The organism is Reichenbachiella agarivorans, from assembly GCF_025502585.1.
Classification (GTDB): Bacteria; Bacteroidota; Bacteroidia; order Cytophagales; family Cyclobacteriaceae; genus Reichenbachiella; species Reichenbachiella agarivorans.
This window is the reverse complement of the sequence record NZ_CP106679.1, coordinates 694,710-717,782: the sequence shown is the minus strand read 5'-3', so window position 1 is coordinate 717,782 and position 23,073 is coordinate 694,710. Positions and strand designations below refer to the sequence as shown.

Genomic DNA, 23,073 nt, shown 5'->3' with positions numbered 1-23,073 from the left:
CTGCAAATCTAATGGAATTGATTGAAAATCAGTGTTAGGAATATTCTTCAATACATTCTTGGACTAAAGAAATGTAACTTCCTTGAAATTATATTCAAGAGTCTTGTTTTGAGATTCAATAATTAATTTACCTGATTCAGAGATTCCTGTAATTGTTCCTGTGAACACTGCGGCTTTATCTTGATAAGTATGGAGTTGATTGATTTGATACAGGGCTTGTTCATATTGTTTTTTTAACCGATGGTTGCCTGTTTTGAGTTGCAGGTAGTTTTTTTCTACCCGAATCAGTATCTCTTCCGCAATTTGATCAATATCCAGATCTCGTTGACACAGATTTTTCATACTATTGGCATGTATAGTTTGAAAATGCTGTTGGTTGATGTTTAACCCAATCCCTACAATGGAGTTTTCTATGGCTGTTCCTCTTACCGTGTTTTCAATCAATATGCCGCCGATTTTGTCTTTGCCATAATAGATGTCATTGGGCCATTTGATCTTTAGATCATGACCTAAGTAGGGTGTAAGTGCCTGATAGATGGCTAAAGAAACTACTATATGGAGGTCAAATTGAACAGAAAGAGCTAAGAAAGTAGGTTTTATGACAAAAGAAAAGGTAAGATTCTTGCCCGCTTCAGATTCCCACACGTTACCTCTTTGACCTTTGCCTCGTGTTTGATCTGCAGTTATGATGGTGATGCCTTCTGGGGCATGACCATTATTGACCAATGACATGGCAATTTCGTTGGTGGAGTGACATTGTGGCAGAAAGAGTACCTTTTTACCTAGAAAATGAGTTTTGGCAAAGAATTTATGCAAGATTAATTGATTAATTTTGTGCAAAATTAGAGACAAAAGATGACAGAAATAAAGGAAGTCCAGAAATCTGAGAAACTGGAAGAGTTGGTAGTACAGGGAATGCAGGAAAAAAAGGCTTTCGATATAGTCGTCATGGATTTGAGGAGCATCTCTAACGCAGTTGCAGAATATTTTGTAATTTGCTCTGGAAACTCTGATAACCAACTAGACGCAATAGCTGACTCTGTAGAAGAGGCGGTATATAAATCATTACGTATAGATCCTTGGCACAAGGAGGGCCGTGAAAACAAAGAATGGATCTTGCTTGATTATGCAAACGTGGTGGTACACATCTTTAGAAAAGACAGGAGAGAATTCTATACTCTCGAAAAGCTTTGGGGAGATGCAACTGTAACCCAAATAGCTGATTAAACAATTATTTCTGTTAAGCGTTAACAAAGATTTTTATAAAGAAAATAACATAATGGCGGATAAACCGAAAATTAAAAATACAGCCAATCAACCAAACAAACCGAATTACCAAATATGGGTGATCATTGGATTGATGACGTTCATCTTTGGCATATCATATTTTTCAAACAACAATTCTGCGAAGGAGATTTCTTTCAAGCGATTCGAGAGTATGGTTCTCAGTAATGATGTCAAAAAAGTGACATTGATTGGAAATCAAAATCTAGTAGAGGTCACTTTGAAAGAAGAGGCACTTCAAAATAGCAAGTACAAAATGGAACTGGATCAGCAAAACACCCTTGGTGTGTCTTCTTCTGGTCCCCAGTACTTTTTCAAAATTGAGAGCAAAGACATTTTTGTCAAGAAAAAGGATGAGTTGAATGCCAGATTAAAGAATGGAGCAGAATACGAATACCTCGTAGACGAAAAGTCAGATTATACCAATATCTTCCTGAATTCAGGGTTTTTCATTATCATCATCTTAGGTTTCTGGTTGTTGATGAGACGAATGACTGGAGGGGGAGGTCCTGGTGGACAGATATTCAATATTGGTAAGTCCCGTGCTGCGTTGTTTGATGCTGAGAACAAAGTGAAGATTACTTTTGACAATGTGGCTGGCTTGGATGAAGCCAAAGAGGAAGTAAAAGAGATAGTAGATTTCCTAAAAAACCCTACCAAATTCACCAAACTGGGAGGTAAAATTCCTAAAGGGGCGTTGCTAGTTGGCCCTCCAGGTACAGGTAAAACCTTGTTGGCAAAGGCCGTAGCAGGAGAAGCAGGCGTACCATTTTTTACCCTCTCAGGATCGGATTTTGTAGAGATGTTTGTGGGAGTTGGTGCTGCGAGAGTAAGAGATTTGTTTAAGCAAGCAAAAGAAAAGGCGCCTTGCATTGTATTTATTGATGAAATAGACGCGATAGGAAGATCCAGAGGCAAAGGCCAAATGCCTGGATCAAACGATGAAAGAGAAAATACGCTGAACTCGCTGCTTGTGGAGATGGATGGTTTCTCTACTGACTCTGGGGTAATTATCTTGGCAGCTACCAACCGACCTGACGTGCTAGACTCGGCTCTGTTGAGACCTGGGAGATTTGATAGACAGGTGGGAATTGACAAGCCAGATATTATTGGTAGAGATGCTATATTCAAAGTGCACTTGGCTCCTATCAAAATTGACAAGAATGTCGTCGATTCGAAGAAATTGGCTGCACAAACACCTGGTTTTGCGGGTGCCGAGATTGCCAACGTATGTAACGAAGCTGCATTGATAGCTGCGCGTAAGGATAAAAAGGCAGTGGATTTAAAAGATTTTCAGGATGCGATAGACAGAGTGATAGGCGGACTGGAGAAGAAAAGCAAGATTATTTCACCTGAAGAGAAAAAGATAGTTGCTTACCATGAAGCTGGACATGCGGTCGCAGGTTGGTTCTTGGAGCATGCAGATCCCTTGGTCAAAGTGAGTATCGTACCGAGAGGTTTGGCCGCTTTAGGTTATGCACAATATTTGCCAAAGGAGCAGTATTTGTATCAGACGGAGCAGTTGCTTGACGAAATGTGTATGGCTCTCGGAGGTAGAGCTGCAGAGGAAATTATTTTTGGTAAGATTTCTACAGGTGCACTGAGTGATTTGGAGAGAATCACGAAGATGGCTTATAGCATAGTGACAGTATATGGTATGAACGATGCGATTGGTCATATTTCATATCACGACTCTAAGCAGTCAGAATATAACTTTAACAAGCCCTATTCTGAGGCAACTGCCGAGAAAATAGATCGTGAGGTCAAAGCCATTATCGACAAAGCTTATGGCAGAACCAAGGCAATGCTTTTGGACAAAAAGGCCGAATTGGAGAAAATTGCCAAAGCACTCTTAGAGAAGGAGATTATATTCCAATCAGATTTAGAGGAACTGATTGGTAAAAGACCTTTCGAGAGAGAGACAAATTATCAAGCTTTCACCAATGGGAGTTCTGATAAGGGACCTGCAGAAATGAAGAATGAAGAGGATTTGGAAGATTTGAAATCTACAATCAAGACAGAAGTAGAACAAGAAGAAACTACTTCGACTTCTTCTGACAAGAATTAGTAGAATCTGATTGACCATAAGTCATAGTAAAAAATTAAATTGGGACGTAATAGTCCCATTTTTTTTGATGGATGAACAATTGACCTTATTACTTCCTGGTAAGAAAATATACTTTGCTAGTGATTTTCATCTCGGTGCACCAAACCATGATCAATCCTTTGTCAGAGAAAAAAAGATTGTGCAATGGCTGGACACAATTGCTGAGGATGCCCAAACTATCTTTCTGGTTGGAGATCTTTTTGATTTTTGGTTTGAATACCGTCATGTGGTACCCAAGGGGTATGTAAGGTTTCTTGGCAAACTGGCTGAGCTAGCTGATCTAGGGGTCAATATCGTTGTTTTTGTAGGTAATCATGACCTATGGATGAAAGATTATCTAAAGGATCTATGTGGTGCCACTATCGTTCACGAAGGACAGAGCCTGCGATTAGGAGACAAGGATTTTTACATCACACATGGCGATGGACTGAATCCAAAAGATAAGAAATATAGAATAATCAAGCGTGTCTTCACCAATTCCGTTTGTCAATGGCTTTTTGGTTGGTTTCATCCAGATTTGGGGATTACTTTGGCTCATTTGTGGTCTGGCAGTAGCCGCGAGCAACAACTTGGTCAGAATGATGACGCGCATTTGGTGGCTCACAGTAGGAAGTTGGAAAAACATAGACACCATGATTATTATGTCTATGGCGATTGTCATATTGATCGGGTAAAGCAGATTAATGAAACGAGTTTGTATTGTAACTTGGGCGATTGGATCGATAAATTTTCTTATGCAGTTTTTGATGGGGATGAGTTCCAATTAAAGCGATTTGAGGGATGAAAAACTGGAGTTTCACGGTGCTATTATTGGTTTTTGTGCATGTCGTGTGTCAGGGACAGTACAAGGTGGTACGAACAGTCGAATGGAAGGATCTTGACCAATTGGAACTAGATGGAAAGGGAGCTATCTATGTGACGAAGCAGAATGGAAACTTGGCAAAATTTACATCAACAGGAGATTTATTGTTAGAATATTCTCCGACGATCAATGACCAAGTCCATCAATTGGTGGTCAACAATCAGTTTAAAGTCTATCTATTCTATCAGGATTTTCAAAGGGCGGTGATACTCAATAGGTATTTGTCAGACCCTGTGCAATATTCTTTTGCAGACTATGGGTTGGGCTTTGTCTCGGATATAGCTCCTGACTTACAGCAGAATATTTGGGTGCTAGACATTAGTGAGTTTTCACTCAAGCTTTTTGACCCAAGACGTAATCTTGTGGTCGAAACAAAGAGCATGTCAAAAGTATTAAAACAGAAATCAAACAATGTTCAGCGATTGATCAATCATCAGAATAGAACTTATTGGATAGATCAATCAGCTGGAGTTTTTGTGTTTGATAATTTGGGTAATTATTTATTCAAGCTAGATGTGTTGCCAGGATTTGATTATGGTTTTTACAAAGATGAAATTTACAGTTTGCAAGGAGATAAAATAGTATTTGTCAATTTGTACACAGGGATAGAAAGAGTCAGGAATGTTCCTGAAGGATTGTCTGGAAAAATCCGTGTGCATGAAGACAGGCTATACTTGATTCAGCCAAATGGATTCCAGATATATCAGTATCTTAGCCCCGAAAATTAAGGTGATTAGATGAGAAAATTGTTGTTGTTGACCTTCCAATTGATGCCGCTTTTATGGGTGATTTCTTGTGCGGATGATCCAGATTGTGACCAAGAATTGCCCTATGACGCTGTTCATGTAGGCTTTTATGATTATGATTCTTTGACCAAGACAGAGCTCAAATTCGATTTGGTTGCTACTGAAGGTAGCGATAGTTTGTTTTATGATAGAAGTGATACTTTGGCTGTGTTCAAACTCAATCTCAATCCTTCTGTAGATTCTGTTACCTATCTTTTTGTAACAGGGGTGACAATAGATAGCCTCAAATTAAAGTACAGCAGGAAGCTCGAATGGTTGTCTGAGAAATGTGGACCGACCATGAGTTATGATAGATTGGAAATTGTAGAGCATACTTTTGATTCGGTGAGTTTGGTGCAACCGTTAATAGACTTATCAGTAGATGAAAATATTAAAATATATAACTAGCCTTTCTCTAATTGTGGCCGTAGGACAAAGTGCTGTTGCGCAGGTATTAGAAAAGCGAGAGAAGGATTGGAAACCTTCAGAGATTTATCTGTCCGCAGATGTAGTGGGGTTGACACGCTTGCTCAATGGAGATGTGCAGAACGAGTTTCAGGGTAAAATCGATTTTGATGTATTTTATCTCGCCGCAGATTGGGGGAGGAGTAATTTGAGTTCCAAAGGAGAAGGATTTGATTACAGCAGTAAAGGAAGTTTTTTTAGAGTAGGTCCTCAGGTCAACTTCACTCCTTATAACAAAAATAGAAGTAGCATATATTTTGGGTTAATGTATGCACACGCGAGTTTTTCAGATCAAATTGATTACGCAGGGGTAGATCAACAATGGAATCAAACCAATCTCTCATATAGCAATGAGGATTTGCGAGCCAACTGGCTAGAGGCAACTATGGGATTGAATGCCAAAATAATAGGCCCCCTATATATGGGTTATGTACTACGGTTTAAGATGGCCAAAGTATTGACTGGAGATGGTACGCTTGCTCCATATGAAATACCAGGATTTGGTGCTGCATCCAAGAATAGCGTTTTTGGATTCAATTACTACATCACTTATCGATTTGGCTTGAGAGACAAGCCTATTCCGATTCGTCCAAAAATCGTAAAGAAAAGAGTCGAAGAGGAAGAATAATACGAAATAGCTGAAGAGTGAAAGCAAAAAGCCCTGATGAATATTCATCAGGGCTTTTTGCTTTCACTTTCTACATGGAGGGTTATTTTGCAACTACCGAATGTGAATTGACTAGCTCTGTTCCTTCTCCGAAACCTATGATTTTTCTGGCCTTCACCAGTTTTTCAAGTGCAAAATCAATCTGGGCATGTGTGTGAGAAGACATCAAAGAGAATCTGATCAACGAGTCTCCACTCTTCACGGCTGGTGAGATCACAGGGTTTACAAACACACCTTCCTCAATCAAGAATTGGGTAAGTTTAAATGTTTTTTCGTTGTCTCTCACATAGATAGGGATGATTGGGGATTCTGTGGGGCCAATCTCAAAACCTAAATCTTTCAAGCCTTTGATAGCATAGTTAGTATTGGACCATAGATTGTCAATCAGCTGAGGTTCGTTCTTCATCAGTTCCAATGCTGCGAGCGCACTTGCCGCAGAAGAAGGAGGAATGCTGGCACTAAAGATAAGAGACCTTGCGTGGTGCTTCATATAATCAATGGCAACCTTGTCGCTAGCCACAAAGCCTCCTAGTGAAGCCAGAGATTTACTAAAGGTACCTACTATGAAATCGACCTCATTGGTCAATCCAAAGTGTGAGGCAGTGCCTGCTCCATTTTTTCCGATGACACCTACTGCGTGTGCATCATCTACGATGATTTCAGCTTGGTATTTTTTGGCTAAAGCTACGATTTCTGGTAATTTGACAATATCACCTTCCATGCTGAAGATACCATCCACAACAATCATCTTCACCGCACTAGGCTCCAACTTGGCAAGTTGACTTTCTAGCGATTTCATGTCGTTGTGTTTGTACTTGATCACCTTAGAAAACGACAATCTTGTACCATCTATGATTGAAGCATGGTCAAACTCGTCCAATATGATATAGTCATTACGACCTGTCATACATGAGATTACACCTAGGTTCGTTTGGAATCCAGTACTAAAAATCAGAGCCGCTTCTTTTTCGAAGAATTCTGCTAACTTATTTTCCAACTCCACATGTAGATCGAGTGTTCCGTTTAGAAAGCGTGAACCCGCACAACCCGTCCCGTATTTGTCAATTGCTTGTTTTGCTGCTTCTTTTACCTTGGGATGATTGGTCAACCCTAAGTAACTATTAGATCCAAACATCAAAACCTTGTGTCCATTGATGATTACTTCAGTGTCTTGGTTAGAACCAATTTCTCTAAAGTATGGATACAACCCCGCCTCCTTTACTTCGTCAGCATAAGTGTATTTCGCAAGACGATCTTTTAAAATACTCATTCAATAAGTTAGTTTATGTGTAGAAGACTTTGCCTTCTAATATTATTAATTTCTTTATCTTCCTAGATTGCCTTTTTATACAATCTGTGCTTTTTGTAAACTTTGCCATTGATATTTGTAATGGCTCTATTCATCATTTCATTATTCTCCAAAATCCATGACGCTTCACCAAAAAGCATCTTTTTATTCTTAGCCTCTTCAAATGCTTTGGCATAGAAGTAAGCATCTATCCCTAGTTTTCTATACTGTTCGACAATTCCAAGGGTGATTACCCTCACTCGATTTATCTTTCTTTTATAATAAAGTAATTTAAATAGACCAAAGGGCAATAATCTACCTCTCTTCAAATGCTTTAATGGCATATTCAAATCAGGTAAACTCAAAGAGAATGCAATTGGTTTCCCTTCGGCCTCAGCTATTAAAAGAAAATCTGGGTCTACGATCATTTTCATGTCCTTCGCGGAGTGTTTAAACTCTGCCTCAGTCATAGGGACAAAACCCCAATTTTTTTCCCAAGCACTGTTGTAGATTTGATACAGTTTATCCACTTCCTCTTTGAATTTGCTCAAATTGGCTTTACGAATGGTAATACCTTTGGAGTTCAGTCTTTCGAACAGAAGATTGGACATTCGAGTCAGTTTTTCTGGGACATCTTTGGTGTAGACGATATAGGATAGTAAATCCATGTCTTTCTCAAATCCATATCTATCCATAAAGTCGGCATAGTATGGCTTGTTGTATGTCATCATCAAGGTCGGGGGTGAGTCGAATCCTTCAATTAGTGTACCACAAGTCTCGTTGGTCGAGTAGTTGTATGGACCTGTGATTTGGTTAAGACCGTGTTGAGCAATCCAATTTTTGACTGTATCTAGGAGTGCCTTAGCTACTTCATAGTCATCGATTGTATCAAAAAAACCGAATTGTCCTACTTGTTTATTGGTGTATTCGATATAGTTGTTGTTTTTGATTGCTGCGATTCGACCTACTATTTTGTCATCTTGATAGGCGAGGAAAAACTCTGCTTCGGAATGTTGAAAGAAAGGGAAAGTTGACTTATTGAGCATGTCCGCTTGTGCCATATATAGCTCAGGAACATAATGCTCGTCATTTGCATACAGTTCATGAGGAAAATCGATGAACTTCTTTAGGTCCTTTTTATTTGATACTTGTTTGATCGATATCATCAGCTACAATAGGTGGAAAATTGGAATTAGCACATTCGGCAAAGATATACTATTCAGCCGTTATTCTTTTGCTACTGTAATTATGTTTAAGCTCACTATCGAACTCAGATTGATTCTCTTCCTGAGAAATTACTTGTTTTTTATTATGGGCTAAGGAAAAGAAAACAAAATCCCAAATGACAGTACTTACACCAAAACCTTTGTCTGGAGTCATGAAGTGATGTCTCATGTGATTGGTTTTCACAGTCTTCCAATAGTTACTTTTTAAATTGAAATGATGGATGGCATAATGGCCAATATCATAAAACAGGTATCCCGTAAGAAAGGCTGAGAAAAAAAGAGGTAAGTATTGTCCTCCTAAGGTATATCCAAAGAGGAAGTAAAAACCAGTAGCTAAAGGGATGCTGATACATGGAGGTAAAACTAGGCGTTTCAAATCACTGGGATAATCATGATGAACCCCATGGATGAGAAACATGATTTTCTTCCCAATTTTTGTTTTGGCGTGGTAGTGAAAGATAAATCTGTGCATCACGTATTCCACGAAGGTCCAAACAATGAGGCCAGCCAAGAGGATAAGGATACCTTCTGCAATTGTGTAGTGTCTTTCAAAGAAAGAAAGATACAAAAGATAAAGAATGACAGGAATGTAGATGAATAAAGGAGTGGTGAAATGTACTCTTGAGAGTGACTCCAAAAAATCATTTTGAAACAATCTTACTGTTTCATTTTTGTCGGAGACAAAGTATTTTGCCATCAAGTAAAAACATTTTAAGAAGCAAATATAATTTTTTATTCTTTTTTTATACTCAAAAATGCCTTGTCAAAACCAAAAACTAATAGGAGGTTGGCTTTTTGAAAAAGGGCAGAATTTCTTCTGCCCTCTTCGAGTCGTTAAACTACTTATTCAGTTTTTTAGGAGATAGCCACTTGTTCCTCTTTGCCAATGCAAGCATTGAGTGTCATTTCATCCGAATAGTACGCAATGGCACTATCTCTAAGGTTGTAATTGGAGCTGAGTACCTGACCATAAGCTCCAGCAGATTTTATTTTGATAATGTCGCCTCTCTTGGTAATGGGCATTTCTAGTTGTCCAAATACATCTGAACTTTCGCAGATTGGACCTACGACAGAGTAAGTATCCATACCCATCGCAGCGTCTGCCGTGATATTTTCCATTTCATGATGAGAGTCGTACAGTGCTGGTCTGATGAGTTCTGTCATGCCTGCATCGATGATGGCGAAGTTTTTGGTTGCGCCTTTTTTGACATACAGTACCTTGGAGATCAAAGAGCCACATTGTGCGACTACTGACCTGCCCAGTTCAAAATGAACAGTCTGGCCTGGTCTTACCTGAAGGTGTTCATGGAATACCGCGAAATATTTTTCAAAATCGGGAATAGGGTTGCCATCAGGGTTGAGATAGTCAATGCCTAAACCACCACCCACGTTGATATGCTCCAGTTCCACACCTTCCGCTTCCATTTCGTCCAACAGCGTATTGACCTGCGTACAAAGTTTGATAAACGGATCCATAGATAGAATCTGCGAACCAATGTGGAAATGAACACCTGTCAATTTTAGAGCGTTCATTTTTCTTATTTCAGCGATTGCCCTACTTACTTCACTGATCGGAATCCCAAATTTGTTTTCACTCAGTCCTGTGGTAATTTTGTGATGTGTTTTGGCATCTACATTCGGGTTGATTCTGAATGAGATGTGGGCAACACGGTTGTTTTGTTCTGCGATCTCATTGATCACTTCTAGTTCTTCGATAGACTCACAGTTGATGCTGTGGATTCCATTAGAAATAGCTGTATTGAGTTCTGCATCACTTTTACCCACTCCAGCCAATACAATTTCGGATGGAGCATAACCACATTCTAAAGCTCTGGTGATTTCATTGCCACTGACACAATCTGCTCCGAGTCCATATTTGCGAATGGTTTGTAGAATGCGAGGTTCAGCGTTGGCTTTAATGGCGTAATGCACCTTGAAATTTGAACTAGGAATAGCTGCAGTTAGGGTCTGTAGCGTGTTTTCTAGTAGCTCTATGTCGTAGTGGTAAAAGGGTGTTTGTACTGCCATTATTTTCGTATTTTCATTTTAGGTAGATCAAAAGTATTTTTTACTGATGCGGATGTGAAATAAATGTGGAATATTTTCATATACTTTGCAGTATGTTAATTATTTAACAAATGAAAAAAATATCAGACATTGTTGAAGAAGGGATTCGCAAGATGCCATTTGTGGAGGAAGCGATGAATGCTGGCTTGATCAATTATTCATCCTTGGCTAGAATGTTGCAGCCCTTTGTGTCCAAAGAACTCATGAAAGACGCCACCGAAGCATCAATCTTGATGGCATTAAAGCGTAGATCAACTATGGGTACCAATTCTCTGAACTTGAACCCCAAAAGTTTCAGGAAGCACATTGGAGATATTTTTGTTAGATCTGGCCTTTGTACGTTTACCTACATCAATTCTTCTACTCTGACAGAAAATCAAACTCGTCTCTTGCACGAAATTCAAAACATACCAGATACCTATTGCTCTTTTACGCAGGGGATGTATGAGCGTACCTTGATTGTAAGTGAAAACATCATTGATAGGGTGGAGCATATTTTTAAGAATGAGAATTATCTCACAGGTAACCATGATTTGAGTTCTGCCACTGTGATGCTCAAAGCATCTAACATTCGAGCATATGGGCTCTACTATTATATCTTCAAAATGATCGCTTGGTATGGTATCAATATCATAGAGGTGATTTCTACTTCCAATGAGTTTTCGATCGTGGTAGAATCCAAAAATATCAATGAAGCCTTTTCTGTTTTGATGAAAATCAAAACAGATGACAGTGAGATTTGAGGACTTTGGTTGATCATGAACTGAGTACTCAGGGTTAACTCTTTTGAGTGGACAATCCAATATTTTTTGAGAAAAGTTATATTAAGAATAGGGCATTTATAGGCAATTTTCTTACTCGAACTATCTAAAACCTAACGAATCTGAACGATTTATTTGTAACTGTTCTAAATAGCATCTAATTACTACTTAGAATTATATATTAAAAGCCTGTAAATCAGTAAATAAGGTGTGTTTTTGTGCTACTGAAAGTAGAGATCGGTTTTTTAGGGAGAAAACTGCCTTTGAAATTGAAAAACCCGTCACTACATTTGCATCCACTTTTTTGTAGTAAAAGGAAAGCAAAAACTGATGTTCAAAAAATATAGTTACAATTCTATTATGGGGCGTAACAACGTAATATGCGTGTTGTTCCTCTCACTAATTTTTTCAGTTTTATTGACTCAAAATGTAGCAGTAGCGCAAGACGCTGCTGATGACGGGATTCCGAGTGATGAGGCAGTAATTTCAAGTGGAGAAAAATTATTCAAGGCCAATTGTACGGTATGTCATGCGGTTCAAGAGAAAGTTGTAGGTCCTGCATTAAAGGACGTGCACAAGAGACGAGATGTTGCGTGGATCACTGCATTTGTCCAAAACTCGCAAAAGGTAATCCAAAGTGGAGATGATTATGCGGTTAAGTTGTACGAGCAGTACAATAAAACCGAGATGACTTCTTTTGATTTCAACGATGAGGAGATTTTGTCGATCGTGGCTTATCTCAAATCTGAATCTAACAAAGAACCTGTTGCTGAGGCTACAGTAGCTAGCGAAACTTCTGATGGAGTAGAGGCTACAGCAGAGCAACCATCAGGTTACGTCAATGTTTTGATGATCATCATTTTGATCATTCTGGTGTTGATCTTGGTGGTCCTCGCAATGATCATCTCGGTGTTGAAGAAATACTTAGCACAGAAGGATGGGCTTGCTGAAGAAGATCAGGAGATTGTCGGTCAGACTTTTGATGTGGTTGCATTGGTTAAGAGCAACGCATTTTTAGGTTTGGTAGCCTTCATATTTACAGCTATCGTGTTGAAATCTGTCATCGATGGACTATTCACTGTTGGTGTTCAGCAAGGATATCAGCCTACTCAACCTATCGCATTCTCACACAAGATACACGCAGGTGACAATCAAATAGACTGTAACTATTGCCATACGGGAGTAAGAAAGAGCAAGAATGCTAACATTCCTTCTCCCAATATATGTATGAACTGTCACTCGGCTATTAAGACCGAGTCTCCTGAGATTCAGAAAATTTATACGGCGATAGAGACAGGTCAACCCATCGAATGGGAAAGAATACACAATCTTCCAGATTTGGCATATTTCAACCACTCGCAACACGTCGCTGTGGGTGAAATAGAATGTCAGACCTGTCATGGTCCTATCGAAGAGATGGATGTAGTGTATCAATATGCACCGTTGACCATGGGATGGTGTATCAACTGCCACAGAGAGACAGATGTCAATACCAAAGGCAATGAATACTACGACAACTTGGTAGAATTGCATGCAGAGCATAGCAAGGAGCCTATGAAGGTTGAAGACAATGGCGGCTTGGAATGCGCTAAATGTCACTATTAATTAATTGAAAAGAATATTTGGGATAGATATCATAAAATGAAAGAAACCAAAAAGCAATACTGGAAAGGATTAGAGGAACTGACCAAAAATCCAGAATTCGAGAAAAATGCTGAAAAAGAATTTCCTGAGTATTTGCCAATTAATGGTGAATCAGAAGGAGCCGGAGCAAGTAGAAGGGACTTTTTGAAGTTGATGGGCTTTGGTGTTGCTGCGGCATCACTTGCAGCTTGTGAGACTCCAGTAAGAAAGGCAATCCCTTATTTGAACAAGCCTGTCGATGTAGATCCAGGTGTGCCAAATTATTATGCTTCTACTTATGTCAATGGTAGTGACTATTGCAGTGTAGTAGTGAAGACCAGAGAAGGTCGCCCAATTAAATTGGCTGGAAATAAACTTTCTACTGTCAGTGGAGGCGGTACTTCATCTCAAGTAGAGGCATCTGTTTTGTCTCTATATGACAAAGAAAGACTGAAAGGGCCTGAGTTGGATGGCAAGTCTGTCACATGGGCGGAATTGGACAAGGCAGTTGTATCTAAGTTTTCTGCTGCGGGTAAAATAGCTTTGATTAGCAATTCGGTGTTCTCTCCATCTACTTTGGCAGCAATTGACCAATTGAAGGAGAAGTATGCAGGCATAGATCATATCCAATACGATCAGGTTTCATTCAGCGGAATGTTGGCTGCCAATGAGAAGTCATTTGGTAAGCGTACAGTTCCTTCATACGATTTTAGCAAAGCAGATACCATTTTATCTTTTGATGCGGACTTCTTAGGAAACTGGATCAATCATACTTTGCACAGCAAACAGTTTGCACAGACAAGAAGATTGAGTGATAAGAAGAAAACCATGTCGAGGTTGTATTCTTTCGAATCAAACCTTTCTTTGACTGGTTCTAACGCAGACTATAGAGTGGCGATTAAGCCCTCTCAACAAGCAAGTTACATTGCTAACCTTTACAATCTGCTTGCTGCTAAAGCAGGTGTAACAGCTATCAAAGCTGCTAAATTGGCCGATACAGCTGTGTTGACCAAGGCAGCCAATGACCTTTGGGCTAGCAAAGGCAAGTCTTTGGTCGTGTCAGGATCGAATGACGAAAATGTACAAGTGATAGTCAATGCAATCAACAATTTATTAGGTTGTTATGGCACGACAATAGATTTATCCGTTTCTGTAAACACCAGAAAGGGAAATGACAAGGAAATGGTAAACTTCATCAAGAGCCTCAATGCAGGCAACTACGATGGAGTTTTGTTTTTTAATTGCAATCCAGTTTATGATCACGCTTTAGGATCACAACTAGCCGAAGGATTGAAGAAGGCGAAGTTTACGCTTTCTACTTCTGAAAGAAAAGATGAAACCGCTTCTTTGGTTTCAGCAATTGCACCAGATACTCACTTTTTAGAATCTTGGAATGATTTTGAGCCAGTAACTGGTAAATTCAGTTTCTCTCAACCTACGATCTCTCCTTTATTTGATAGCAGACAAGCTGGAGAATCTTTCTTGGCTTGGGCTGGTAATTCTACTTCTTACTTTGATTTCTTGAAGGGAAGATGGACTGCTGATCAAACAGGAGATGTACAGGGATTCTGGGATAAGACTTTGCAGGATGGTGTGATTGAAAAGCCGACCGAAGCATCAGAAACAGCTGCTTTTGCAGGAGATGTTGCAGGAGCAGCTAGTGCCATCACCACGATAGAATCTGATATTGAACTTTCAGTTTACGAGAATTATTCAGTAGGTAACGGTACTCAGGCCAACAATCCTTGGTTGCAAGAAATGCCTGATCCTATCACCAAAGCTGTTTGGGATAATTATTTGACGATTTCTCCAGCTATGGCTGAGGAATTGGGATTGAAATTAGGAGACATGACTACTCAATTGGTCAATTTGACCGTTGGGAATCAAACGATAAAGTTGCCTGCGCTGGTTCAGCCAGGACAGGCCAAAGGAACTGTTGGTATCGCTATCGGATTTGGTAGAACCAAAGCTGGTAAAGTAGCCGACGGTGTAGGTGTGAATGCCTATCCTTTGATTGATTACAAATCAGGAGCTCAAAATATGAGTATCACTTCTGGTGTGAAGGTTGAGTTGAGTGGAGAAGAATACAGAATTGCTCAGACACAGACTCACCAGACATACATGGGTAGAGAGAATGTCATTCAAGAGTCTATTCTTTCTAAATACCAAAAGGATCCAGGGGCTGGTAGAAGCAATCCAATGATTTCAACTTACAGTGGTAAGGAGAAACCAGGTGCAATATCGCTTTGGTCAGGTCACAAATACCCAAATCACCATTGGGGGATGACTATAGACTTGAACTCTTGTACAGGTTGTGGATCTTGTACGGTATCATGTCAAGCGGAAAACAACGTGCCAGTTGTAGGCAAGCAAGAAGTTCTCAACAGAAGAGAGATGACTTGGTTGAGAATCGATAGATACTACAGCTTTGACGAGGAGATAGTGGATAGCAAGAGTGGAGCTTTGGCGAAGAATGCTGCGATGGAAGTAGCTGCCGAAAATCCAGAAGTGACTTTCCAACCGATGATGTGTCAGCAGTGTAACAACGCTCCTTGTGAGACTGTTTGTCCAGTTGCTGCCACCAACCACTCTACGGAAGGTCTCAACCAAATGGCTTATAACAGATGTATTGGTACAAGATATTGTGCTAACAACTGTCCATATAAAGTAAGAAGATTTAACTGGTTCAAGTATCATGACAATGATCAATTCCCAGAAAACACTTCGATGAACAATGATTTGGGTAAAATGGTATTGAACCCAGACGTGACTGTTCGTGCAAGAGGTGTCATGGAGAAATGTTCTTTCTGTGTTCAGAGAATTCAGGCAGGTAAGCTGGATGCTAAAATGGAAGGAAGAAGACCAGTTGATGGTGAGATTACCTCTGCTTGTGCTGCGGCTTGTCCGTCTGAGGCGATTGTGTTTGGAGACATGAAAGATCCTAATTCTAGAATTTCTAAGTTGTTGAAATTGGAAGAAGGTGAGAATGGACCAGAAGTAAAGGAGCCAAGAGCATACCACGTATTGGAAGAGCTTTCTGTGAAGCCAAACGTGTGGTACTTCACCAAGATTAGAAATAAAGAAAACGAAACGCAAGGTTAATAAATTAGATTAATATGCACGCAGAAGCAGTAGTTCGTAAACCACTCATCACGGGTGGGAAAACAGTTCACGACGTAACTGACGATATATGCAAAAGAGTAGAGGAAAAACCAGCCAAATCATGGTTGTTGGCTATGGCGATTTCGCTAGGTCTATTATCCTTTGGCGCTTATGCTGTATTCACTCTCGTTTGGGATGGAATTGGTAGCTGGGGATTGAATAAGACTGTAGGATGGGCTTGGGATATTACCAACTTTGTATGGTGGGTAGGTATCGGTCACGCAGGTACCTTGATTTCGGCCATTTTGTTGCTATTCAGACAGAGATGGAGAATGTCTATCAATAGGGCAGCAGAGGCGATGACAATTTTCGCCGTGATCTGTGCTTTGCAGTTTCCGTTGTTACACATGGGAAGACCTTGGATTGGAGGCTTGTGGGCTTTGCCACTACCCAATACTTACGGTTCTCTTTGGGTAAACTTTAACTCTCCGCTACTTTGGGATGTATTTGCGATTTCAACTTATTTCTCTGTATCACTGGTTTTCTGGTACATCGGTTTGATTCCTGATTTTGCTACCATCAGAGATAGAGCGACAGGGTTGAGACAAAAAATATACGGAGTATTAAGTTTCGGATGGGATGGTGCTGCGAAGACTTGGTCTAGATACGAAACAGTCGCATTGGTTTTGGCTGGTCTGGCTACACCGCTGGTACTTTCTGTACACACCATTGTATCATTTGACTTTGCAACCTCTGTAATACCAGGATGGCATACGACGATTTTCCCTCCTTACTTTGTGGCAGGAGCGATCTTCTCAGGTTTTGCGATGGTTTTGACCCTTCTTTTGGTTACCCGAAAGGTTTATAAATTAGAAGACTACATCACAATGGAGCACATGGAGCTGATGAACATCATCATCATGGTCACTGGATCTATTGTAGGAGTTGCATATATCACTGAGCTATTCATTGCTTGGTACTCAGGAGTCGAAGGTGAACAATACGCGTTTTTGAACAGAGTAAGTGGACCTTACGCTTGGGCATACTGGTCTATGATGACTTGTAATGTGATCTCTCCTCAGCTATTTTGGTTCAAGAGAATTAGAACCAACATTGCGGCTACTTTCGTGATTTCGATTATCGTAAACATCGGAATGTGGTTTGAGAGATTTGTAATCATCGTGACGTCACTTCACAGAGATTTCTTGCCTTCATCTTGGGCAATGTTCTATCCTACTTGGGTAGACGTAGGGGTTTATATTTTTACATTCGGACTATTCTTTACATGTTTCTTCCTGTTTGCTAAGTTTTTCCCAGTGATCAACATGGCAGAGGTGAAAAGTATTGTAAAAGCTACAGGAGAAAAAACGAGCAAATAAAATGAGCGGAAATAAAAATTTTGTACTTGGTGTATTCGATGACGAGGATTTGTTGCTAAAGGCAATCAAAGAGGTGCGTCAAAGCGGAGTGAAGATTTACGAAGTGTTTTCTCCATTTCCCGTTCATGGTATAGATGATGTTTTGGGATATAAAAGATCAAGATTGTCAATCGCAGCATTTATGTTCGGTCTGTTGGGGACTACCCTCGCACTGACTATGCAGATTGGTATGATGACATTTGACTGGCCCATGATTATTGGAGGTAAGGATTTTTTCCCTTTCCCAACTTTCATTCCAGTTACATTTGAGTTGACAGTACTTTTGGGTGCTTTTGGAATGTGTGGTACTTTCTTCGTGGTGAGTAATTTGAAACCATGGGCCAAGCCAAGAATATTTGACCTTAGAATCACAGATGATAAACACATCATTGTGGTTGACATAGACAAAAATTCTATGAGTGAAGACGAGATTAAAAAATCTCTAGCTGCATCAGGTGCTCAGGAAGTGAATAACAAGGTTTTTGAATAATTCAGCTGAAGTCGAAATTACAAAATGATGAAATTGAATACATATATTAAAGGAATTGCAATAGTGGCAGGAGCTTATATATTGACTTCATGTGCTGCTGGTGTAGACAATACAGGGGTAGAATATGCTCCTCAGATGTACCACTCAGTTCCTTATGAAGGTTTGGCTCAGGTGACTGACAAAGAGGCAGGGAGATGGTTGACCTCTCAAGAAGGAGGCGATGCGGAGTTTTATACCTCTAATCCCAACAACCCCCACGGTATGAACATGCGTGAACCAGTTGCCAATACAGTAAGAAGAGGTGATGCATTACCATATAGAATCCCTAAAGATTCTCTTGAGCTGGCTGGAAGAGTTGTAACGAACCCTTTACCTGATTCAGAGGAAGTTTTGGCAGAGGGGAAAGTTTTGTTTACAAGATTTTGCTGGCACTGTCATGGTGATGCGGGATTGGGCGATGGTCCTGTGGGACAGAAATTCAAAGGGGTGACTCCTTACAATTCGCGTGCTGTAAAGGACAAACCAGAGGGACACATTTTTCATGTGATCACATATGGCAAAGGCAGAATGGGCTCACATGCCTCGCAGCTTAGTATTGAAGAACGATGGAAAATCGTTCGCTATGTTCAAACTCTTCAAAAACAATAATTCTTAAAATAGTAAAGTAAGATGAGCGACGAAAAATATATATTTTCAGCAGGAGCTAAGAAGAACATTTTTATTACGCTAGCAGTGGGGATTATCTTGGCTGTCTTAGGAATTATCTTGTTGAATTCTGGAGGGCATCACGATACTCATGGTGCAGAGCATGCAGTTGAGGCTGTTGCGGCACATGGTGAGCATCATGCAGAAGCCGCGGCTGGGCATGAGACAGGTGGACATCATGGAGGCTATCATTGGACACATAGATTAAAGGCCAACCTTTGGATCAACAACTTGTTTTTTACAGGTTTGGCTATTATTGGTGTCTTCTTCATTTGTATTCAATATGTAGCTCAGGCAGGCTGGTCAGTAGGCGTGAAAAGAATCCCTATGGCAATGGCGAGCTTTTTACCAATTGCAGCAGTATTGATGGTAGTAGTTTGGTTGTTTTCCAACCATGAGTTATTTCACTGGACGCATGCAGGTTTGATGGATCCAGATAGCCCTGATTTTGATCCTATTATCAAAGGGAAAGAGAGCTATTTGAACTTTGGTTTTTATATGGCCAGAATGGTGGGTTTCTTTGGTGTTTGGTATGTTTTGTTTTTACAAATTAGAAAACACATGTTGGCGGAAGATCTTGAAGGAGGTGTCAACAGATGGAAAAAATTGGTTGGTTTGTCAGCCGTATTTATTGTATTCTTTGGTTATTCATCTTCAATCGCTGCATGGGACTGGGTGATGTCGATTGACCCACATTGGTTCTCTACCATGTTTGGTTGGTATGTGTTTGCTAGCTGGTGGGTATCTGGCTTGGCGTTCATTACATTCATTGCTATCATCCTCAAGAGCAAGGGCTATTTGGCAATTGTCAATGCCAATCACTTGCATGATTTGGGTAAGTTCGTATGGGGCTTTAGTATTTTCTGGACGTATATCTGGTTCTCGCAGTTCCTGTTGATATACTATGCAAATATTCCAGAAGAGACCATTTATTTTGTAGAGAGATTGAAAAGCGATCACTACTCTAAAGTGTTCTTTTTTAACTTGATTATCAACTTTGTGTTACCATTCTTGTTGCTGATGACAAGAGATGCGAAGAGACATTCTAGAATATTGATGGTAGTTTGTCCTATGATCTTGTTTGGTCACTGGATGGATTTTTACCTCATGGTTACACCTGGTGTATTGAAGGAAAATGGTGGGTTTGGCTTCTTAGAGGTAGGGATGATGCTAGTATATGCAGCTGCATTTATGTATGTGGTATTACATTCATTGGCTAAGTATCCTTTGGTTGCCAAGAACCACCCGATGTACAATGAGACATTACATCATCATATTTAATAGAAAGTAGGAAATTAAAATTTAAATCATAGGCATGCTGAATTTTGTAATCTTAGTATCGGTTATTCTGATTGGAGCCATTTTGGTTACCATATTCAGAGCCCATACGCTGGTACAAGTAGTAAGAGGGAATAAAGATGGTGAGTCTTTAGGGAAGAGTAATAAGATCAATGCTGCATTGTTTCTTGTTTTCTTAGTAGCTGGTATTGTGCTGTTCTTCGGGTATTCTTATACTCAGTTTGACAGATACACTGTACCGGTAGCCTCAGAACACGGAGAAGTTACTTTTAAATTATTTTGGATCACTACTGCGGTAACTACTGTTGCTTTTATCCTTACACATATTGTTTTGTTTTGGTTTGCGTTCAAATACCAGCACAGGGCAGGTCAGAAGGCTAGATTCTATCCTCACAATGATAAATTGGAGCTTTTGTGGACAGTGGTTCCAGCGATCGTGTTGGCATTGTTGATCTTTGATGGCTTCAGAGCATGGGTCAAGATCACCGATCAGGCTCCTGACAATGCTGAGGTAGTTGAGATATTTGGGTATCAGTATGCTTGGGCATCAAGATATCCAGGTGCTGATGGTAAATTGGGACCTTTCGATTATCGTTTGATTGATACAGACAACAAGTTGGGGGTAGATTTTACCAACCAATTTGCAAAAGATGACTTTCTTCCAAGAGAGATTCATATTCCTAAAGGAAAACCTGTGCTATTCAAAATCAGAGCAAGAGATGTAATTCACAGTGTGTATGTACCACATTTTAGATTACAGATGAATGCTGTGCCAGGTATGCCAACACAGTTTTGGTTTGTGCCTACCAAGTCTACTGCAGATATGGCAGCCGAGACAGGAAACCCTGATTTTACTTATGAATTGGTTTGTAACAAGATTTGTGGTAAAGGGCATTTTGCGATGAGAGCTACGATAGTAGTGGACGAACCAGCAGAATACGAGAAGTGGAAAGCTTCACAGGAATCATGGTTGTCAAAGAATCCAGATTATTTAGCGAATTTAAATGCTACAAGTCCTGTTGAGGCGGTAGCAGTAAAAGAAGAGATTGTGGAAGCTGAGACTTCCCTATAATAGAAGAGATATGGCGGTTACTGAAGTACAATTAGATGAGCATGTAGATCATGCGGCACATGATGAACATGAGCATCATGGCAATTTTGTGACGAATTACATTTTCTCACAAGATCATAAAGTCATTGGTAAGCAGTTTTTAATGGCTGGTATTTTTTGGGCAATCATTGGTGGTGGTCTTTCTATCATTTTTAGATTGCAATTGGGTTTTCCTGACTTAAACTTGGAGTGGTTGAGACCAATCCTTGGAGGGTGGATTACCGAGGCTGGCAAAATAGATACAGAATTTTATCTGGCACTCGTCACGATGCATGGTACCATTATGGTATTCTTTGTATTGACTGCTGGATTGAGTGGTACTTTTAGTAATTTCTTGATACCACTGCAGATAGGAGCTAGGGATATGGCGTCTGGTTTCATGAACATGTTGTCATTTTGGTTCTTTATGTTGTCTAGTGTTTTGATGTTCATCTCACTTTTCATTTCTACAGGACCTGCTGCAGGTGGTTGGACTATTTATCCTCCATTGAGTGCATTGCCGCAAGCCATTTCTGGGTCAGGGCTTGGTATGACTCTTTGGTTGGTATCTATGGTATTCTTTATTGCTTCTCAGTTGCTCGGTGGTATCAACTATATCAGTACAGTGATCAACTTGAGAACAAAGGGGATGTCATTTACCAAAATGCCATTGACTATCTGGGCATTTTTCTTAACGGCTATTTTAGGTCTTTTGTCGTTTCCGGTATTGGTTGCCGCAGCTTTGCTGTTGGTGTTTGATAGATCATTCGGAACCAGCTTTTACTTATCTGATATCTTTATCGGAGGCGAGGCACTTCCTAACTCTGGCGGTAGTCCTATTCTGTTCCAGCATTTATTCTGGTTCTTAGGTCACCCTGAGGTTTATATCATTATTATGCCTGCATTAGGTATTACTTCTGAGATTATTTCAACTAACTCTAGAAAGCCAATCTTTGGATATAGAGCGATGATTGGGTCTTTGATGGGTATTGGTGTTTTATCTTTCGTTGTGTGGGCTCACCACATGTTCGTGACAGGTATGAGTCCTTTCTTGGGGTCTATCTTTATGATTTTGACATTGATTATTGCGGTACCATCCGCGATCAAATCATTTAACTATATCACTACTTTGTGGAAGGGTAATATTCGATTCACTACAGCTATGATGTTCTCAATCGGATTGGTTTCCTTGTTTATCTCTGGTGGTGTAACGGGTATTTTCCTTGGCAACTCAGCGCTAGATATTTTCTTGCATGACACCTATTTTGTGGTTGCTCACTTTCACTTGGTGATGGGTAGTTCGGCATTTTTTGGGATGGTAGCGGGTATTTACCACTGGTTCCCTAAGATGTTTGGTCGAATGATGGATGAAAAACTAGGATATATTCACTTCTGGTTGACGTTTATTGGGGTTTATTTGGTCTTCTTCCCATTGCACTACATCGGTATCGCAGGATTCCCTAGAAGATATTATTCGTTCACCAATTTTGATGCGTTCTCTGATTTTGCAGATTTGAATATGTTTGTAACTGTAGCTGCGATTATTACATTTGGATCTCAGTTTATATTCCTATTTAATTTCTTCTACAGCATATATAGAGGTAGAAAAGCTACATTGAATCCATGGAATTCTAACACATTGGAATGGACAACTCCGAGAGAACCTGGACATGGCAACTGGCCAGGAGAACTTCCTACAGTGTACAGATGGCCATATGATTATAGCAAGCCTGGATCAGAAGCTGATTTTATTCCTCAGACTGTTCCGTTGTCTCATACACCTGAATCTAACCTGCCTCATGAAGCCGAAGAAGCTAAGAATGAAAAGGTATAG

20 protein-coding genes are annotated in these 23,073 nt (G+C 40.0%); 15 read left to right on the top strand and 5 right to left on the bottom strand.

All coding sequences use genetic code 11. From position 1 onward, the window contains the following. Window positions 1–63: 63 nt before the first annotated feature. Window positions 64–816, bottom strand: coding sequence for a biotin--[acetyl-CoA-carboxylase] ligase (locus tag N6H18_RS02885; RefSeq protein WP_262310333.1), 753 nt, complete (start codon window positions 814–816; stop codon window positions 64–66). Window positions 817–855: 39 nt separating this feature from the next. On the opposite strand from N6H18_RS02885, the gene rsfS reads away from it, so the two are divergent. The 6 genes from rsfS to N6H18_RS02855 all read left to right on the top strand — a co-directional run bounded on the left by rsfS (window position 856) and on the right by N6H18_RS02855 (window position 6,131). Then, window positions 856–1,227, top strand: coding sequence for a ribosome silencing factor (gene rsfS, locus N6H18_RS02880; protein ID WP_262310332.1), 372 nt, complete (start codon window positions 856–858; stop codon window positions 1,225–1,227). Between the two features lie 52 nt (window positions 1,228–1,279). Beyond that, window positions 1,280–3,352, top strand: a complete 2,073-nt coding sequence (gene ftsH, locus N6H18_RS02875; RefSeq protein ID WP_262310331.1) for an ATP-dependent zinc metalloprotease FtsH — start codon at window positions 1,280–1,282, stop codon at window positions 3,350–3,352. A gap of 67 nt (window positions 3,353–3,419) precedes the next feature. Beyond that, window positions 3,420–4,175, top strand: coding sequence for a UDP-2,3-diacylglucosamine diphosphatase (locus N6H18_RS02870; protein ID WP_262310330.1), 756 nt, complete (start codon window positions 3,420–3,422; stop codon window positions 4,173–4,175). Continuing rightward, window positions 4,172–4,981: a hypothetical protein gene (locus N6H18_RS02865; RefSeq protein WP_262310329.1), complete on the top strand. Its 810-nt coding sequence runs from the start codon at window positions 4,172–4,174 to the stop codon at window positions 4,979–4,981. Before N6H18_RS02870 ends, N6H18_RS02865 begins: the two co-directional genes overlap by 4 nt. Before the next feature lie 9 nt (window positions 4,982–4,990). After that, window positions 4,991–5,446, top strand: a complete 456-nt coding sequence (locus tag N6H18_RS02860; RefSeq protein ID WP_262310328.1) for a DUF6452 family protein — start codon at window positions 4,991–4,993, stop codon at window positions 5,444–5,446. Continuing rightward, a complete protein-coding gene (locus tag N6H18_RS02855) occupies window positions 5,421–6,131 on the top strand; it encodes a DUF6048 family protein (RefSeq protein WP_262310327.1) in 711 nt (236 codons plus the stop codon). Before N6H18_RS02860 ends, N6H18_RS02855 begins: the two co-directional genes overlap by 26 nt. A gap of 82 nt (window positions 6,132–6,213) precedes the next feature. Here N6H18_RS02855 and spt read toward each other — a convergent pair whose 3' ends face one another. From spt to lysA, 4 genes are all read right to left on the bottom strand, one after another. Then, complete coding sequence (spt, locus tag N6H18_RS02850) at window positions 6,214–7,440, bottom strand: serine palmitoyltransferase (protein ID WP_262310326.1); 1,227 nt, start codon at window positions 7,438–7,440, stop codon at window positions 6,214–6,216. Window positions 7,441–7,502: 62 nt separating this feature from the next. Further along, on the bottom strand, window positions 7,503–8,624 hold the full coding sequence (locus tag N6H18_RS02845) for a hypothetical protein (protein ID WP_262310325.1): 1,122 nt from the start codon (window positions 8,622–8,624) through the stop codon (window positions 7,503–7,505). A 49-nt stretch (window positions 8,625–8,673) separates the two neighbouring features. Next, on the bottom strand, window positions 8,674–9,381 hold the full coding sequence (locus N6H18_RS02840; protein WP_262310324.1) for a sterol desaturase family protein: 708 nt from the start codon (window positions 9,379–9,381) through the stop codon (window positions 8,674–8,676). A 158-nt stretch (window positions 9,382–9,539) separates the two neighbouring features. Continuing rightward, a complete protein-coding gene (gene lysA / locus N6H18_RS02835; RefSeq protein ID WP_262310323.1) occupies window positions 9,540–10,712 on the bottom strand; it encodes a diaminopimelate decarboxylase in 1,173 nt (390 codons plus the stop codon). Window positions 10,713–10,822: 110 nt separating this feature from the next. Between lysA and N6H18_RS02830 the strand changes: the two genes are divergently transcribed. From N6H18_RS02830 to N6H18_RS02790, 9 genes are all read left to right on the top strand, one after another. Further along, window positions 10,823–11,494 (top strand): hypothetical protein, encoded by a 672-nt coding sequence (locus N6H18_RS02830; protein WP_262310322.1) that lies wholly within the window; start codon window positions 10,823–10,825, stop codon window positions 11,492–11,494. Window positions 11,495–11,842: 348 nt separating this feature from the next. Continuing rightward, window positions 11,843–13,117 carry a c-type cytochrome gene (locus N6H18_RS02825; protein WP_262310321.1) on the top strand — a complete coding sequence of 425 codons (1,275 nt, stop codon included), beginning with the start codon at window positions 11,843–11,845 and terminating at the stop codon, window positions 13,115–13,117. Window positions 13,118–13,153: 36 nt separating this feature from the next. After that, window positions 13,154–16,237, top strand: a complete 3,084-nt coding sequence (locus N6H18_RS02820) for a TAT-variant-translocated molybdopterin oxidoreductase (protein WP_262310320.1) — start codon at window positions 13,154–13,156, stop codon at window positions 16,235–16,237. A 14-nt stretch (window positions 16,238–16,251) separates the two neighbouring features. Beyond that, on the top strand, window positions 16,252–17,616 hold the full coding sequence (gene nrfD / locus N6H18_RS02815) for an NrfD/PsrC family molybdoenzyme membrane anchor subunit (protein WP_262310319.1): 1,365 nt from the start codon (window positions 16,252–16,254) through the stop codon (window positions 17,614–17,616). 1 nt (window position 17,617) lies between these two features. Further along, window positions 17,618–18,145: a DUF3341 domain-containing protein gene (locus N6H18_RS02810; protein ID WP_262310318.1), complete on the top strand. Its 528-nt coding sequence runs from the start codon at window positions 17,618–17,620 to the stop codon at window positions 18,143–18,145. A gap of 27 nt (window positions 18,146–18,172) precedes the next feature. Next, entirely contained in the window at window positions 18,173–18,793 is a 621-nt protein-coding gene (locus N6H18_RS02805) for a c-type cytochrome (protein ID WP_262311577.1), read from the top strand. Between the two features lie 21 nt (window positions 18,794–18,814). Continuing rightward, window positions 18,815–20,131, top strand: coding sequence for a quinol:cytochrome C oxidoreductase (locus N6H18_RS02800; RefSeq protein WP_262310317.1), 1,317 nt, complete (start codon window positions 18,815–18,817; stop codon window positions 20,129–20,131). A gap of 34 nt (window positions 20,132–20,165) precedes the next feature. After that, window positions 20,166–21,221, top strand: a complete 1,056-nt coding sequence (locus N6H18_RS02795) for a cytochrome c oxidase subunit II (RefSeq protein WP_262310316.1) — start codon at window positions 20,166–20,168, stop codon at window positions 21,219–21,221. 10 nt (window positions 21,222–21,231) lie between these two features. Beyond that, the gene (locus N6H18_RS02790) at window positions 21,232–23,073 is read left to right on the top strand and encodes a cytochrome c oxidase subunit I (RefSeq protein ID WP_262310315.1); all 1,842 of its coding nucleotides are present in this window, start codon (window positions 21,232–21,234) and stop codon (window positions 23,071–23,073) included.